This is a genomic window from Rhizobium sophorae (genome assembly GCF_013087515.1).
Lineage (GTDB): Bacteria > Pseudomonadota > Alphaproteobacteria > Rhizobiales > Rhizobiaceae > Rhizobium > Rhizobium sophorae.
Genome location: NZ_JABFCN010000028.1, coordinates 26,570 through 41,197 on the forward strand (window position 1 = coordinate 26,570; position 14,628 = coordinate 41,197).

A 14,628-nucleotide genomic window follows, 5' to 3' on the forward strand; every position below is an offset into this window, starting at 1 on the left:
CTGCTCGGTCATTCCTCGCCGGACTCGACCAGCGCCTCGCGGACGATCGCGTAATAGCCGGCAAGCTCGGGGATATCGGCGGCCAGCCTGTCGAAGGCGGGGTCGGATGACGCAAGCGTGCCGGCGTATTTCGCCTCGAGCAAGACCCGATGGGCGGCAAGGGCTTCGGCTTCGGCCTTGTGCACGACGGTGAAGACGGGTGAGGGGACGGTGCGGCCCTTGACGATGATGCGGTCGAGTTCGACGACGATGTAGGTCTCAGTGACCAGCCTTGCGGTCTCCTCGCCGAGCAATAGCGCCACGCCATAATTCTTCGAGGCGCCTTCGAGACGCGAGGCGAGGTTGACGCTGTCGCCGAGGCAGGAATAGTCGAAGCGGCGGGTCGAGCCCATATTGCCGACGATGCATTCGCCGGTGTTGATGCCGACACCCATCTTCAACACATGCGGCCTGACGCCGCGCATCGCCGCCTCTCGCTCCAGCTCGCGGTTGAGGCTCGATATCGCCGCCTGCATGGCGAGCGAGGCTTTGACGGCGTGCAGGGCATGATCGGGATCGTCGAGCGGCGCGTTCCAGAAGGCCATGATGCAATCGCCCATATATTTGTCGATCGTCCCGCCATGATCCATTACCACGTCGGAAAGCGGCGTCAGCAAGCGGTTGATCAGGCCGGTCAGCTGCTCTGGGTCGTCCTTCAGCGTCTCGGCAATCGTGGTGAAGCCGCGTACGTCTGAGAAAAGCACCGAGAGCGTGCGCCGCTCGCCGCCGAGCTTCAGCTGCGAGGGGTCGCTCGACAGGCGCTTGACGAGATCGGGCGAGATATATTGGGCAAAGGCGCGGGTGATTTGGCGCTTGTTGCGGCGCTCCTCGGCAAAATCGAAGGCGGCCTGGCCGAAGACGACAGAGATATAGGCGACCGTCGGGCCAAGCGGCGAGACGAAGATATGAGCTAGCCGCATACCGGCGGCACTGACGGCGGCGAAGGCAAGGAGGGCCGCCGCGGTCGTCACGATCGTCAGCCATCCCGTCGAGCGCCAGACGGTGGCGGCGGCCAGCAGCACCGATATCAGGATGCAGGCAGCGACCGTCGGCAGCCGGGCTTCCGCGATCGACAGGCCGCTGCGGATATTGTCGTAGATCGTCGCCTGGATCTCGACGCCGGAGACGAGCTTGCCGGTATGAACGGTGTAGGGCGTCGCAAAGGCATCGACGCCACCCTTGTCGATTGCCGGCGCATTCTGCAGGCTAAGGCCGACCAGCACGACACGGTCCTTGAAATAATCCGGCGGTAGCAGATTCTTCGGGTCGAGCGCCTGGTAGTAGGAGACGGTGGGATAGCTGCGAGCCGGGCCGAAGGACTGGATTAGCCGGTCTGCGGGCAGAGTCTCGGGGGCCACGCCGGCGACCTTGGCCAGCATGGCGGCAAAGCCGTCCTCGTAGCCTGGAATGCGCCGGAAGGTGCCGTCGCCGCTGAGCTCGACGGAGGCGATGCCGGTCACGGCACCCGCCTCGGTCAGCTGCGGCAGCGGTGTCGCGCGGATCAGCTGCGAGGCCTGCGGCGTCTCGATCAGCGTTTCGTCGCCGGCCAGCACGACATCGGGGCCGACGGCCTGGGCAATCTCCGCATCATTATCGGGGTTCGAGGGCTCGGCCATGATGATATCGAGGCCGATGACGCGGGCGCCGGCGGCACGCAGCTGGCTGACGAGCTCGGCATGCAGGCTGCGCGGCCAGGGCCATTGCGCATTGATATCGGCAAGCGAGGGTTCGTCGATCGCGACGATGACAGGTCCGCCCGGCGGCGGACGGGGATCGTCGATGGTCGAGAGATAGTCGAAGCTTCTGAGCTCGAGCAGTGACCAGGCGGGCAGGCGCGACAGGAGCGAGATGACGATCAGCGTCGTCAGCGACAGCACCAGGAGCCTCAGATGGCGGCTCCTGATCTGCCCGGTCTGCCGAAGCTTGTCCCGCACGTGCATCAGAAGCGGACTTTGAGTGTGCCCTTGAAGGCGCGGCCCCAGCCGGGCACGCCGGGCGTGATCTCGAAGTCCTCGTCGAGCAGGTTATAGGCGGCTGCCTCCAGCTCGATGCGCTTGTCGAACGGCTCCCATACCAGGTGGGCGTCGAGGCTCCAGTAATCGTCGAGCTTGGTGCCAAACCGATCGCCGTCGCGCTCGCCGATATAGTTGGCGGCGACCGTCGCCTTGACCTTGGCTTCGTTGACCCAGGTCAGCGCAATCTGCCCGGAATTCTGCGGTACGAAGGGAAGAGGGCCCCCGTAGCTCGGCTCGAGCGGATCCCTGTTTTCCGAATCCATGTAGGCATAGGTAGCCGAAAGGCCGAAACCATGGCCGACCACGACGTTTGCTGTGACGGCAGCGCGATCGATGCTGCCGCGCGAGATCGGCAGGCTGGTATCCGAGGGAAGCGAGATCAGCGGGATATCGACGGAGAAATCGTGCAATTCCTGATGCTGATACTCGACCGAAGTGAAGAAGCGGTCGGTCCATTCGGCATCCCACTGCAGGGCGACCGTATCCGTATAGCCTCGCGGATTGGCGGAAAACTGGTTGGCCTGGAGTCCGAGTATGCCGATCGGGGCAAGAGTCGGGACGGTGCTGTCAAAGCTTTGACGCATGAAGGCGGCACGCAGCCAGTGGTTTTGAACCGGCGCCCAGGCGAGGCCGAAGCGCGGCTCCAGCCGGCTGATATCGATGCCGTCGCCCTCCAGGCGCGTGGCGAACAAGGCATATTCGCCCTTGAGGTCCGGCGTTATCTCATGCAGCACATCGACATAGGCGCGGCCGATATTGATAGTGTTGCTGGTGGTGGTCGGACCCTCGATGATTTCCGGGATGAGCGGGACGCGAGGAACGAGTTCAAAAAGGCGGGAGGAGGTGGTCGAGCTTACATCGATCCAGCCGCCTTCGATACCGTACCGCCAGGTCAGCGGCCCGTTGCCGATAGAATGGCTGAGAGCCCCGATGTAGGTTTTGGAGGAGGTGTCCTCGGTCCCGCTCAGGACAGGAATAATATCCGGGTCGGGCAGGGGTAAGATCGGGGCATCGTCGACTTGAAGTGAAGTTGCCGTTCGCGACTTGCTCTCCGAATAGAGGACTGCACCGTTCAATATGTTTTCGTAGGCAAAAGTGTGGCTCCAACCGATGCCAGCATTGGTTATTTCGTTGTCAACATCGCGGCCGACATATTCCGGCAATATCGTCGTCCTGATCGGAAAGCCTGCCAAATTGAACAGGTCCGTCAGTGTCGTGCCCTGCGTCTGAGCGCTCAGCGCTCCATCATTCTTGCCGTGGTTGACGAAGGCTATGACGCGATCATCAGGCGTGACTGTTGCCGTCAGATAACTGTTGGCGCTCAGCAGCTTGTTATCCGTCTGGACACCGCCGAAATCCCGATAGTCGCGGTCGAGCGCCAGCTCTTCCCAGGTCAGGTTGCCATAGAAGCTGATCGGAATGGTCTCGTTCGAATAGCCCTGGATATCGGCTTCGCCGATGCGTCTCGTATGGCCGTCGACGCTGTTGATGCCGCCGCCGAGCGAGCCTTCGATGAAGGGCACGTCGAACAGCGATGCCGAGCGCGAACGGCCGGAGAGCATGTGCGGTGAGAGCAGCAGGCCCTGGATGAAGGACGAGTAGCTCGACGCGTTGCCGCGGTACTGAATGATATTGTCGTCGCTGAAGCTCGTTGCGTTGACGAAAGGAAAGATACTGCCCTTGATCGCCTGGTCGATATAACCGGTGCCTTCGAAGGGATCGAAGACGGCATCGCCGTAATAGCGGCCCCAGGCATCCAGGCCCTGCAGGCGGAAGGCGTTGTTGAGCGTCGAGCCGGCGCTCGCATTGGCGCCGAGTGAGCTGTAATCACCGCCGCGAGCGCGCGAACGGCGCAGATATTCCTGAGCGTTGCGGATCGCGCCGTCGGCGTCGTAGTCGTCGATATCGACCGCAGTACGGAAAGATGAGATAGCCGGATCGTTGTCATCGAGCCGGTCGGCATTGTCGAGCGCCTGCTGGGATGGAATGCGGTCGCCCTTTTCATAGTGAGCGGCGGCGAGCATCAACTGCGACTGCGAGTGCCCGGGATTGGCGGTGCTGGCGGCCAGCAGGTCCTGCAGCGCCTTTTCGCGCTCGCCGGTTTGCAGATAGTAGCGGCCGCGGGCGAGCAAGGCGAGATCGAATGATGGATCGAGGGCGATCGCCGTGTCGATCTCGCGCTTGGCTTCCTTCATCCGCCCCTGGTCGAGATAGAGGATGGCCAGGTTTGCACGCAGCAGCGGATCTTGCGGATCGAGCTCGATCGCCTTCTTGAAGGCCTTTTCCGCTTCGCCATTGGCATCGCGAGAACTTTGCAGCAGGCCGAGGGAATTCAGCGTGCCCGATGCCCCGGGGGCAAGCGCGATGGCGCGGTTCAGGTCCGCGAGCGCGCCGTTGATATCGCTTTCATAGGTCGCACGGTAGCCAGCGCGGGCCGACAGCGCCATCGGATGATCGGGGTCGAGCGACAGCGAGCGCTCTATTGCTTCTTTCATCTGCTCGCGGTCATCGGTGAGCTCGGCCAGCTGGGCGCGGATCGCCGGCAGGGTCGGATCGTCGGGATAGCGCTGTTCCGCTTTCTTGATGATCTCGATCGCCGCGCGCGGGTTCTTCAGGAAGCCCGTCGTATAGGCCTCCATGATCGCGCCATAGGGGCCGGTGGTGTTGGCCGGCGGCTGTTCGGCATGGGCGGGGTCGGCGAGCGAACGAGCGAAATAGCCGCCGAATTGCGCCATGTTGCGGCGTGTCGGGTCGAGATGCGGCAAGGCCTTCTGGAAGAGCCTGGCGGCTTCGGAATAGCGCTTCTCCGAGCCGGCGATCGTGGCGTCTATCAGGTCGACGCGCGCCTGCTGGGCCACGGTCAGCTTGCGACCGCGAATTTTCTGCAAGGCTGCGGCCGCGGCCTGGCGGCCGTCGAAGGCGCTCTGCACTTCGGCAAGCTCCAGCCAGTCTTCGGTCGTGCGCCGCTCCGGCGGCAGCGCCAGAAGGCGGCGGCGCTCCGCGGCCATGCGGTCGGCCCGCAGCGGCGATGTCGGCATCAGGTCGAAACCGTCGCGCAGGTCCAGATAGAACAGCATCTGTTCGCGGTCGTCGGGATTGACGCTGATGATCTTGGTCGGCGCCTGGCCGATGGTGGCGACGGCCCCTTCGCCCTCGTTCACCTCGACGCTGCCCTGCGGGTTGCTGAGCGCCACGCGGCCTTCCAGCACGATCATCGAGGTCTTGGCGCCCTCGACGGTCATCGTCCAGTCCGTGCCGCGGATGGCGGCTGCGGCCGCAGGCGTCTCGACCGTCAGGCCCTGGCCGCCGCGCTCGGCGCGCGCCCAGATCGTGCCGGATTGGAGATTGAGCACCGTATCGCCGCTCGCGGCCATCTTCTTGACCTGCAGCGAGGAATTGCGCCCGAGGCGCACCTGCGTGTGATCGGAAAAGACGATGGCGAGCTGGCCGTTGGCATTGGTGCGCAGCACGTCGCCGGTCAAGAGATCCTGGTTGATGTCGACGACGCGCCAGTCCGACACGTCGATGAAGCGGACTTCCTCGCCGGTCTTGCGGGCGATGACGGAACCGGCGACGGGCGTTGCGCGCTGCACGGGATCGGCCATTGCCGACGGCGCGAAACCGGGCAAAGCAAGCGCCAGCGCCACGCCGGCGCGGCAGATGTTACTGGAATAACTCCGCATGTCCTCGACCCCACACCCCACTTCCCCTTTGTCCGTGTAGAGTGGAAAAGTCAAGCGCGTTGCACACGTGTTCTTGCTTTCATTCCAAAGTGTACTATCAGGGATACACTTTTGGGGTGGAGTATTTACGTGAGCGAATTCGAAAATGCGACCGAGGTTATGCTGAGCAAGCCATCAAGCGGCGATATTGGCGCCGAGTACTTCGACCATATCAAGAAAATCAACGATATATTTTATGATCAGATCAAGATATCCGACCAGAAGGCCGCCTATATCTTTACTTTTATGCTCGCCTTTCTGGTGAGTTCCAGCGAGGTGAGGGCAGTCTTCAGCCTGGCGCGTTATACCGGCGGCACACCGGGCAGCATGCTGTTCTCCGGCCTGCTTGCCGCAGCCTCGGTCTTCTCCATCCTGTCGGCCATCCTCGTCGTGCTGCCGCGACGTTTCGGCACTTCCACCTCGCTCTTCTGGGGCGCATGGCCCGATCATCGCGACATGTTCTGCGAGGCCGCCCTTCGCCGTGACGAGCGCTACCTCTTCGATCAGTACCTCGAAAACGCCAACACCCTTTCTGCCATCGCCCGCAGCAAATATCGCTGCGTCACCTTTGCGTTCCGGGGGCTGATGGTGAGCGTGATTGCCTATGTGCTGTTGCTGGTGGCGGTGTAAGGATGGGGCGTTAACACCCTCTTTGCCTTTCGCTTGCCGCTCAAGGCGTTCGGCGTGGCTCTCCTCACCCCCCTTGCATGTTCAAACTGCACCCATCAGCAATAGATGCAGTTTGACATGCAAGGGGGTGAGCGACGATAGGAGCGAATGCGCTGAGCGTAAGCGAAGCCACTTGAGGCGATGGGCAAGGCGCGCCGAAGCGCGCCCTTCACTCAATCCTCAATCTCCAGGACCAGTTCCAGCTCGATCGGTACGCCTAAAGGCAGGCTGGCGACGCCGAGGACGACGCGGCCGGAGAGCTTTTCCTCGCCGAACACCTGGAGCAGCATTTCGGATGCTCCGTCGGCGACCTTGGGGTGGCCGCGGAAATCGCCTTCGGTGGCGATATAGACGCCGAGCTTGACGACCTTCACCACCTTGTCCAGCGAGCCGAGATAATCCCTGGCGGCGGAGAGGGCGCTCAGGATCGCCGTTTCGGCCGCCTTCCTGCCGTCCTCGGCCGTCAGCGCGCCGCCGACGCGGCCGATATAGCGGGGCTCGTGGCCGACGACCGGCAGCATGCCGCTGAAGAAGACCAGGCTGCCGGTCCTTACCGCCTCGACATAGGCGCCGAAGGGCGTCGGCGGCGGAGGAAGCGTGATGCCGAGCTCCTGCAGCCGTCGTTCCGCGCCGGCTGCGTGCGCTTTCTGTTGGTTTACCATTTGCCCAGATGTGCGCCGCCATCGACGTGCAGCACCTCCCCGGTGACGCGCGGAGCTTCTGTCAGGAAGACGACCGCGTCGACGATCTCCTCGACGTTGGAAATGCCTGCCATCGGCGACAGCGTGCTGAGGAAATCCTTCGGATTGTCCTTGTGCAGCGGCGTGTCCACCACGCCAGGCGCTACGATATTGAAGCGAATTTTCTCATTCGCATATTCCATCGCCAGGTTCTTGGAGATGGCGTTGATGCCGCCCTTCGTCATCATCGACACCGAAGCGGAGAAGCCGGCGATCGGATGATCGGTCAATGGCGTGGTGATGCTGACGACGCTGCCGCCGGTTTTCTGCGCGAGCATCTGCCGGACGACCAATTGGGTCAGGTGCAGGAAGCCTTCGAGATTGGTCGAGGACAATGTCCGGAAGTCGGTCATCGTGAAATCGACGAACGGCTTGGCCAAGAAAATGCCGGCATTGTTGACGAGGCCATCGATCGAGCCGAAGCGATCGATCGCGGTCCTTGCCACCCGCGCTGCGGTTTCGGCATCGCCGATGTCACCGTCGACGAGCGCCAGCTTGTCGGAGGCCTGGAAAGCCTCTGAGGCGCTTACCTGGCGCGAGGTGGCGACGACATTGTCGCCGCGCGCGATGAAGGCGTTGACGAGGCCTGCTCCGATACCCTGGGAGGCGCCCGTAACGATGACAGTCTTTCCCGTAGTCATGTTGAACTCCATAAATATGGTTCGGGCAACTTGGGACCTTCGAAGGCCGGGTCGCTCGAGATGGGGCTGCCGCGAATGCGCCTCATCGGGTTGTGTTTGTTTTCGCAGGGTGAATATGGCGAAAACTTCATTCCCCGATTAGATGGAAATATCTGGATTCTCTTTTGCATCCATGCAAAAATCAGTGCATGGCCGATCTGAACGACATCGCTGTTTTCGTAAAGGTAGCGCAGTATGGCAGCTTCAGCCGCGCTGCCCATTCCCTCGGCATGCCGGTGTCGACCGTCAGCCGGAAAGTGACGTCGCTGGAGGAGCAGCTCGGCGTGACGCTCATGCAGCGGACGACGCGCAAGCTCAGTCTCACCGCGCAGGGCCGGGCCTATTACGACAGTTGCAGCGAACCGCTCGCCCATCTCCTCGACGCCGAGCAGGCTCTCACCGAGACACAGAGAAAACCGGAAGGTCTGCTGAAGATCTCCGTGCCCGTCATCTTCGGGCAGGAGGTGTTCTACGAATTCATTTCATCCTTCCTGAAGGCATATCCCGATATCCAGATCGATCTCTTCGTCACCAACCTGTTCCTCGATCTGATCGCCGAGAATATCGATCTCGCCATCCGCTTCGGCGAACTCAAGGATTCCTCCATCGTCGCGCAGCGGCTCGGAAAGAGCGTGCGTTATCTGGTCGCCGCGCCGGACTATCTAAAGGGCAGGGCGCTTCCCTCAAAGCCGGAAGACCTGAAGGACCATCACTGCGTCCTCTTGAACGGCCGCAACGGCGAGGCGGAGTGGCATCTCGTCAGCGGCCGCAAATCGGTCGGCGTGCATGTCTCCGGGCCAATATCGAGCCGGGATTTCGAGGCGGTCAGCGCTTTCACCTATCGCGGCCACGGGATCGGATTGTTGCCCTCGACCTATTGCGACGAGCAGATCAGAAAGGGCGAACTCATCCGCCTGCTGCCCGACTGGTCTTCCGAGGAAATTTTCGTGCATGCCGTCTATCCCACCCGCCGCTTCCTGCCCCTGCGCCTGCAGGTCTTTCTCGAGGCGCTGAAGGCGTGGAAAAGCCCCTTGTGGCTGCCATTGCATTGAATCCGGGGCGCGCGCCCAAGGGGCCTCGAAGGGCGAGGCGGGTGCTCATGATATCACCGAAAATTGAAGCCACCCGCCCAGCCTGACGTCCTGCGTCGGCCAAGCTGTGTTACAGTTTCCGCGCTTGGATGGCGCGGGGATTTGCCGATGCTGACGACGCTTGCGGTGCTCATGGGTCTTTCTGCCGTCGCTCCGGCCGCCGGAGCCGGCGCGAACGAGGTCGATGTGACGCTGGTGCTTGCCGTCGACACCTCGCGGTCGATGGATTTCGAGGAGATCGGCATCCAGCGCGAAGGTTATGTCGAGGCGATCAAGCACAAGGAATTCATCGATGCGGTGAAGGGCGGCCTCACCGGGCGCATCGCCATCAGCTATTTCGAATGGGCGGGCTATGTCGTCCAGGATTCCGTGATCGACTGGCAGGTGATCGAGACGGCAGAGGATGCGATCGCCTTTGCCGACAAGCTCGAAGCTCGGCCGATCGCAACGCAGCGGCGCACCTCGATCTCAACCGCGATCACCCAGGGCACCAGCATGATCATCGCCAGCCCCTTTCAGGGCCGGCGCGAGGTGATCGATGTTTCCGGCGACGGCCCGAACAATTCCGGCAATCCCGTGACGCCCGCCCGCGACAGGGCAGTGGAAGCCGGCATGATCATCAACGGCCTCGCCATCATGCTGCGGCCTTCCGATGCGCCTGACGGGCTCGACAAATATTACGCCGATTGCGTGATCGGCGGTCCCGGCGCCTTCGTGCTGCCGGTGCGCAAGATCGAGGATTTCGCCGTTGCCGTGCGCCGTAAGCTGGTACTGGAGATCAGCGGCATTTCCCCGCCGGCGACGGTGCAAAAAACAGCCAGCGCCGAGACGGGTGCCGACTGCCTGATCGGTGAGAAGCAATGGCGGGACATCTTCGACCGTTGATGCCAGAACAGGATGATTTTAGGCCGGGTCGGCCCAAAATCTCAATCCTGTCCTGAATTACATAGTTAGAGCATGATGTCGTCCGAAAACCGCGCACACTTTTCGGCATCATGCTCTACCGGGTCAGCGCGCCGAACTTATATCAGTCAGTATCTGGTGAGCGGCAGAGACACGGTCCTCGTTGGGATAGTTTTTGTTGGCCAGAATGACGATACCAACTCGATCTCTCGGGATGAACGCGACATAGGCGCCGAAACCATTCGTGGAACCGGTTTTATTGATCCACACATCGTCACGCGGTTTCATTGCCGGCATCAGTTGCTTGACGGGAATGGTCTTGAGCATGGCGCTGGAATTGTTGTCCATCAACGTCGTCAATGTCGCGGGATAGGAATACTGTTCCCAAATAAGGTCTTGGGTCATCGCGCCGACATCGAAGTATCCCTTGTGCGTATTCATGATCGCCTGCTGCAACTTATCGTCCAGCTCGACCAGACCCATGTTCGCGTCGATGAACCGGATCATGTCGCTTGCTGTGGATTTCACTCCATAGGCCTCGGACGAAAGAATGGCAGGTGTCATCCGAGCCGGCTCACCGGTTCGCTTGTAGCCTTGGGCATAGTCGACCATCCGCGATTTCGGCACATCAATAAACGTGCTTTTCAATCCAAGGGAGGGAAACAATTGGTCTTCCATGAGAGCTGCGAAGTCTTTGCCGATGCTTTTTGCCGTTATATATCCGAGCGCGCCGATGCTTGGATTGGCGTATGTTCGGTGCGTTCCGGCGGCATATGATGGTTTCCAGGTTGCGAGATACTCCATCAGCTGCTTTTCGGTTTTGACTTCGTCGGGAAATTGCAGCGGAAATCCACCAGCCGTATGGGTGCCCAAATCCATCAGCACGACATCGCCGAACGGCTTTCCCTTCATCGACGGAAGATATTTGCTTGCCTTGTCCGACAGCGAAAGTCGGCCGGTCACGTCCGCGTAGGAGGTGAGGGTAACTGTAAAGGTTTTGCTGATCGATCCCAGTTCGAACATGGTCGTCGCGGTAACGGGCCTGTCAGTGTCCTTCGACTCGACGCCGTAGTTGAAGATGTGGTTCTGTCCATCAGCGGTGATGGCAACGGCAATGCCCGGAATGCCGTATTTATCCATGATTGGTTTAATCGCGGCGTCCGAGATGGCTTTCAGTTTCAGCTCGTCAGCCGCAAAGCCACTTGTGGAAATGCATGTCGAGACCAATGCGGCCGATAGAATTCCTATCCAATCACGCTTCATTTTTTCATCCTCTAAAAGCAGCTTCATCAGCGCAAAGGCGCATGAGGACGGCATTTAATGGCACTGTTTTACGGCAGCAAACGATGATATCTCGGAGGAGATCCAAGAAAATCTAGGGCTAAGATGGTTCGGCAATTCCTCCCTTTAAATGGCTTGAGGGCCTTCGAAGCATCGGCAAGACATCTCAGCTTCACCCGGGCCGCGATCGAGCTTTGCGTTACCCAGGCCGCTGTAAGCCAGCAGGTTAAAAGCCTGGAAAAGCGATTGGGAGCTGCCCTTTTTCAGCGTCTCCCAAGAGGCTTGAAAATCACCGCTGAAGGCGAAGCTCTTTTGCCGACCTTGACGAATTCCTTCGATCAGATGGCGATCACGCTGGACCGGATTGAAGCCGGGCATGTTCGGGAATTGCTATTCCTGGGTGTGGTCGGGACGTTTGCCGTCGGCTGGTTGTTGCCAAGGCTTTCGGATTTTCAACAGCAGCACCCGTTCATCGATGTGCGTGTTTCGACAAACAATAATCGCGTCGATATGGCGGCCGAGGGACTGGACTTTGCCATTCGCTTCGGCAGCGGTTCCTGGCACGGCACAGATGCGCTACGTCTGTTCGACGCTCCGCTCTCTCCTTTGTGCACGCCCAAATTGGCCGCGTGTTTGAGGTCGCCTGCAGACCTGGTCGAGGCGACGCTTTTGCGGAGCTACAGGGCGGACGAATGGAGCACCTGGTTTGCGGCAGCGAACGTTCCTCCGGCGGCGCAGATAAACGCAGGTATCGTCTTCGACTCTTCCCTCGGCATGATGGAGGCGGCCCTGCAAGGACTGGGGATCGCTCTGGCGCCGCCGTCGATGTTTTCCAGACATCTATCCTCGGGGGCTATCAGACAACCTTTTCCTACGACCATATCGTTGGGGAGCTACTGGCTAACCCGACTGCAATCAAGGCCGCCAACAGCGGCTATGCTCGCATTTTCCAATTGGATAACGTCGCAGATGTCTCCCGCATCGCAATGACGGCTTCCGGCTCGCCGGAGGCCGAGATCAACCCGACACTCAAGGACTTGGCCGTCGAGGCTCGTGCCCTTCAGCCCGTTGGCAAGGGAACTCCTCCGTCATACTCCACCACCGCCGCTTTGCTTACGCCACACAGATGCCCGGCACGGCGACCTTCTGGAAGAGATGCGGGGAGGCGACCGCCGAGGACGGATAGTCCGAGAGCTTCGCCCGAAACTCCGGATGCGAGAATGCCGCCCGGAAGTCGGCGGTCGATTCCCAGACGGCATAATTGAGATAAGCAGGGCTTTCGCCGATAGCGCGATGCATCTGGGTCGAGATGAAGCCAGGCTGCCGTTTCATGAAGGCCGCATCGGCCTGCCAGGCATCAAGGAAGGCCTGCTCGTCAGCCTTGTCGAGCGTGAAGAGGTTGATGAGGACGATCGCGGAGGCATCGATCGCGATTTGGCGATCGATCGGGAAGGCAGGGTCCATCGGGCGCATGAGCGACATGGTCGACTCCATCTGATTTGGTTACATGATGTCAATCTGGTAATACCGATACATATTCAATTTGACACTATGATGTCAATATAACTATATGGTGACAAATGAAGCCCCAACGGACCCCGGCCGGAACAGCTTTGACTGACCTCATTCTGGATCTCTTCCGGCTCAATAACCGGATGATCAACGCGGGCGACAAGCTCGTCGACGGGCTCGGCCTGACGAGCGCCCGCTGGCATGTCCTCGGCACCGTCGTCACAGCAGGCCGGCCACAACCGGTCGCGTGGCTGGCGCGCAACATGGGGGCCAACCGCCAGAACGTCCAGCGCATCGTCAACGATCTCGAGAAGGAAGGGCTTCTGGCGTTCCGGCCCAACCCTCACCACCGACGGGCACAGCTCGTCGTGCTGACGGCCGGGGGAAAACAGGCATATGAAACCGCCATGCGCCTGCAGGCCCCCTGGGTCGACATGCTCGCGGAAGGGCTTCAGGTCGAGGATGTCAAAACCACGCATGCCGTCATGAAGGCGCTGCGCAGCAAGCTCGAAGGACATGGAGATGTTGAAGAGCAGGGCTGATCGCTATGGCGCAATAGCGGTTTCGATCCACTGGCTGAGTGCGTTTCTGATCCTGGCACTGCTCGGCTCCGGCTTCCGGGCCGCCAACGCCATGGACGCGGCGACCAAGGCCGGGCTGCTGCGCTTCCACATTCCGGTGGCAGTCGTCGTCCTGCTTCTGACGGCTTTTCGCATTGTCTGGTGGTGGCGTTTCGATCGCAAACCTGTGCCGGTGGCGGCATCGCCTCGCTGGCAGGAGCGCCTGGCGGGCTTTGTCCACGTCGTCTTTTACGTCTTCATTCTCGGCATGGTCGCCAGCGGCATCGGAATGATGATCCTCAGCGGCGCTGCTCCCGCCGTCTTCGGGGCAGCCGGTGCCACGCTGCCTGATTTCACCGCCTATCCGCCGCGTGGCCCGCATGGGTTCGGCGCCTTCCTGCTTGTCGGCCTGTTGGTCTTCCATGCCGGCGCCGCGCTCTATCACCAGTTCGTCCGCGGCGATCACCTGCTGCGGCGGATGTGGTATGGCGGCTGAGGTCCAACCGAGATCGGCTCACGGGGCGGCGAGGGTATCTGAACCAAAGAGCCGCTACGAGCAGGGCAAGGACATGATAAAACGTCTCGGCGCGGTGCGTGCCGAGACGCTTCTCAAATGATGTTGCCGTCTGACGCCGCAGCCTTTGCCTATAAAGGCAGCTGCTTGCCGGCCTGTTCACTGACCATGTATTCGGCGTACCAGTCCGGCCAGTTCTCGTCGTGTTTGCCGCCGTTTCGCTTCTCGTGTTCGCCGTGCGCGGTCGCCGCACGGCGCATGGCTGACGCAAGATCGGTTGAGTTGGCGAATGTCGTCCCGTCGGCGTCGATGCGTCCTGGCAGGCGCGTGGTGACTTCCTGGAACAGCCAGCCGTTGCCATCGGGATCCTTGAAGGATGCGAAAGAGCGGTAGCTGCGGTGATCGGGATCGCGGCCGGCAATGCGAAGCCGCCCGAACAGATAGGGTTCGTCCTTTCCGGCATAGACGCCAGCCGCGTCATGGAACACTTCGCTGACCTCGACGCCGCGGGCAATGAGATCGCGGCGGGCGGCCTCGATGTCGGAGACGATAAGATAGAGCCCCTGGGCGGAGCCGGGGGCTGCGGCGGTGACGTTCTTGCCGAAGATGATCGCGCAGCCGGAGCCCGGCGGCGTAAACTGGATCACCCGGAAATCGGCATTATTGGTGAAGTCGGCGTCGAGCCGCCAGCCCAGGCCGTCGTAAAAACGTTTGGCGCGGTCGACGTCGGAAACGGGGATGACGACCACCTCGAGCTTGGTGTCGACGGGCCGTGTATTCGGGGTCTCAATGGGGGTTTCACTGCGCATTGCATTGCTCATCTTCAGCTCCTTGGGGTTTGGGATGCGTTAAGAATGGCGATACATGTCACCGCCAGTGGACCACAGCGCGGTGAGGGCGTC

At 61.0% G+C, this 14,628-nt stretch carries 13 protein-coding genes; 6 read left to right on the top strand and 7 right to left on the bottom strand.

All coding sequences use genetic code 11. The features are described from left to right. Window positions 1-8: 8 nt before the first annotated feature. Window positions 9-1,979 carry a CHASE2 domain-containing protein gene (locus G9X64_RS15830; RefSeq protein ID WP_168312894.1) on the bottom strand — a complete coding sequence of 657 codons (1,971 nt, stop codon included), beginning with the start codon at window positions 1,977-1,979 and terminating at the stop codon, window positions 9-11. After that, window positions 1,979-5,737 carry a FecR domain-containing protein gene (locus G9X64_RS15835; protein WP_171376906.1) on the bottom strand — a complete coding sequence of 1,253 codons (3,759 nt, stop codon included), beginning with the start codon at window positions 5,735-5,737 and terminating at the stop codon, window positions 1,979-1,981. The genes G9X64_RS15830 and G9X64_RS15835 overlap by 1 nt, the downstream gene beginning before the upstream one ends. 129 nt (window positions 5,738-5,866) lie before the next feature. On the opposite strand from G9X64_RS15835, the gene G9X64_RS15840 reads away from it, so the two are divergent. Then, complete coding sequence (locus tag G9X64_RS15840; RefSeq protein WP_171376907.1) at window positions 5,867-6,406, top strand: Pycsar system effector family protein; 540 nt, start codon at window positions 5,867-5,869, stop codon at window positions 6,404-6,406. Between the two features lie 212 nt (window positions 6,407-6,618). On the opposite strand, the gene G9X64_RS15845 is transcribed toward G9X64_RS15840, so the two are convergent. Continuing rightward, a complete protein-coding gene (locus G9X64_RS15845; protein WP_168312891.1) occupies window positions 6,619-7,107 on the bottom strand; it encodes a RidA family protein in 489 nt (162 codons plus the stop codon). After that, window positions 7,101-7,826: an SDR family NAD(P)-dependent oxidoreductase gene (locus tag G9X64_RS15850; protein WP_168313968.1), complete on the bottom strand. Its 726-nt coding sequence runs from the start codon at window positions 7,824-7,826 to the stop codon at window positions 7,101-7,103. The genes G9X64_RS15845 and G9X64_RS15850 overlap by 7 nt, the downstream gene beginning before the upstream one ends. 188 nt (window positions 7,827-8,014) lie before the next feature. On the opposite strand from G9X64_RS15850, the gene G9X64_RS15855 reads away from it, so the two are divergent. Together G9X64_RS15855 and G9X64_RS15860 are read left to right on the top strand one after the other, a co-directional pair. Further along, window positions 8,015-8,917 carry a LysR family transcriptional regulator gene (locus G9X64_RS15855; RefSeq protein WP_171376908.1) on the top strand — a complete coding sequence of 301 codons (903 nt, stop codon included), beginning with the start codon at window positions 8,015-8,017 and terminating at the stop codon, window positions 8,915-8,917. Window positions 8,918-9,064: 147 nt separating this feature from the next. Further along, window positions 9,065-9,841: a DUF1194 domain-containing protein gene (locus G9X64_RS15860; RefSeq protein WP_168312888.1), complete on the top strand. Its 777-nt coding sequence runs from the start codon at window positions 9,065-9,067 to the stop codon at window positions 9,839-9,841. A 123-nt stretch (window positions 9,842-9,964) separates the two neighbouring features. Here G9X64_RS15860 and ampC read toward each other — a convergent pair whose 3' ends face one another. Further along, window positions 9,965-11,122, bottom strand: coding sequence for a class C beta-lactamase (gene ampC / locus G9X64_RS15865; RefSeq protein WP_171376909.1), 1,158 nt, complete (start codon window positions 11,120-11,122; stop codon window positions 9,965-9,967). Between the two features lie 123 nt (window positions 11,123-11,245). Here ampC and G9X64_RS15870 point away from each other — a divergent pair, with 123 nt between their 5' ends. Next, window positions 11,246-12,130, top strand: a complete 885-nt coding sequence (locus G9X64_RS15870) for a LysR family transcriptional regulator (protein ID WP_168312886.1) — start codon at window positions 11,246-11,248, stop codon at window positions 12,128-12,130. Window positions 12,131-12,253: 123 nt separating this feature from the next. On the opposite strand, the gene G9X64_RS15875 is transcribed toward G9X64_RS15870, so the two are convergent. Continuing rightward, window positions 12,254-12,622, bottom strand: coding sequence for an antibiotic biosynthesis monooxygenase family protein (locus G9X64_RS15875; RefSeq protein ID WP_171376910.1), 369 nt, complete (start codon window positions 12,620-12,622; stop codon window positions 12,254-12,256). Between the two features lie 98 nt (window positions 12,623-12,720). On the opposite strand from G9X64_RS15875, the gene G9X64_RS15880 reads away from it, so the two are divergent. Together G9X64_RS15880 and G9X64_RS15885 are read left to right on the top strand one after the other, a co-directional pair. Further along, entirely contained in the window at window positions 12,721-13,194 is a 474-nt protein-coding gene (locus tag G9X64_RS15880; protein ID WP_171376911.1) for a MarR family winged helix-turn-helix transcriptional regulator, read from the top strand. Then, complete coding sequence (locus G9X64_RS15885; RefSeq protein WP_171376912.1) at window positions 13,175-13,708, top strand: cytochrome b; 534 nt, start codon at window positions 13,175-13,177, stop codon at window positions 13,706-13,708. The genes G9X64_RS15880 and G9X64_RS15885 overlap by 20 nt, the downstream gene beginning before the upstream one ends. A gap of 149 nt (window positions 13,709-13,857) precedes the next feature. Here the strand turns inward: G9X64_RS15885 and G9X64_RS15890 are convergent, their stop codons facing one another. Next, the gene (locus G9X64_RS15890) at window positions 13,858-14,547 is read right to left on the bottom strand and encodes a VOC family protein (RefSeq protein WP_168312883.1); all 690 of its coding nucleotides are present in this window, start codon (window positions 14,545-14,547) and stop codon (window positions 13,858-13,860) included. Window positions 14,548-14,628 lie beyond the last annotated feature (81 nt).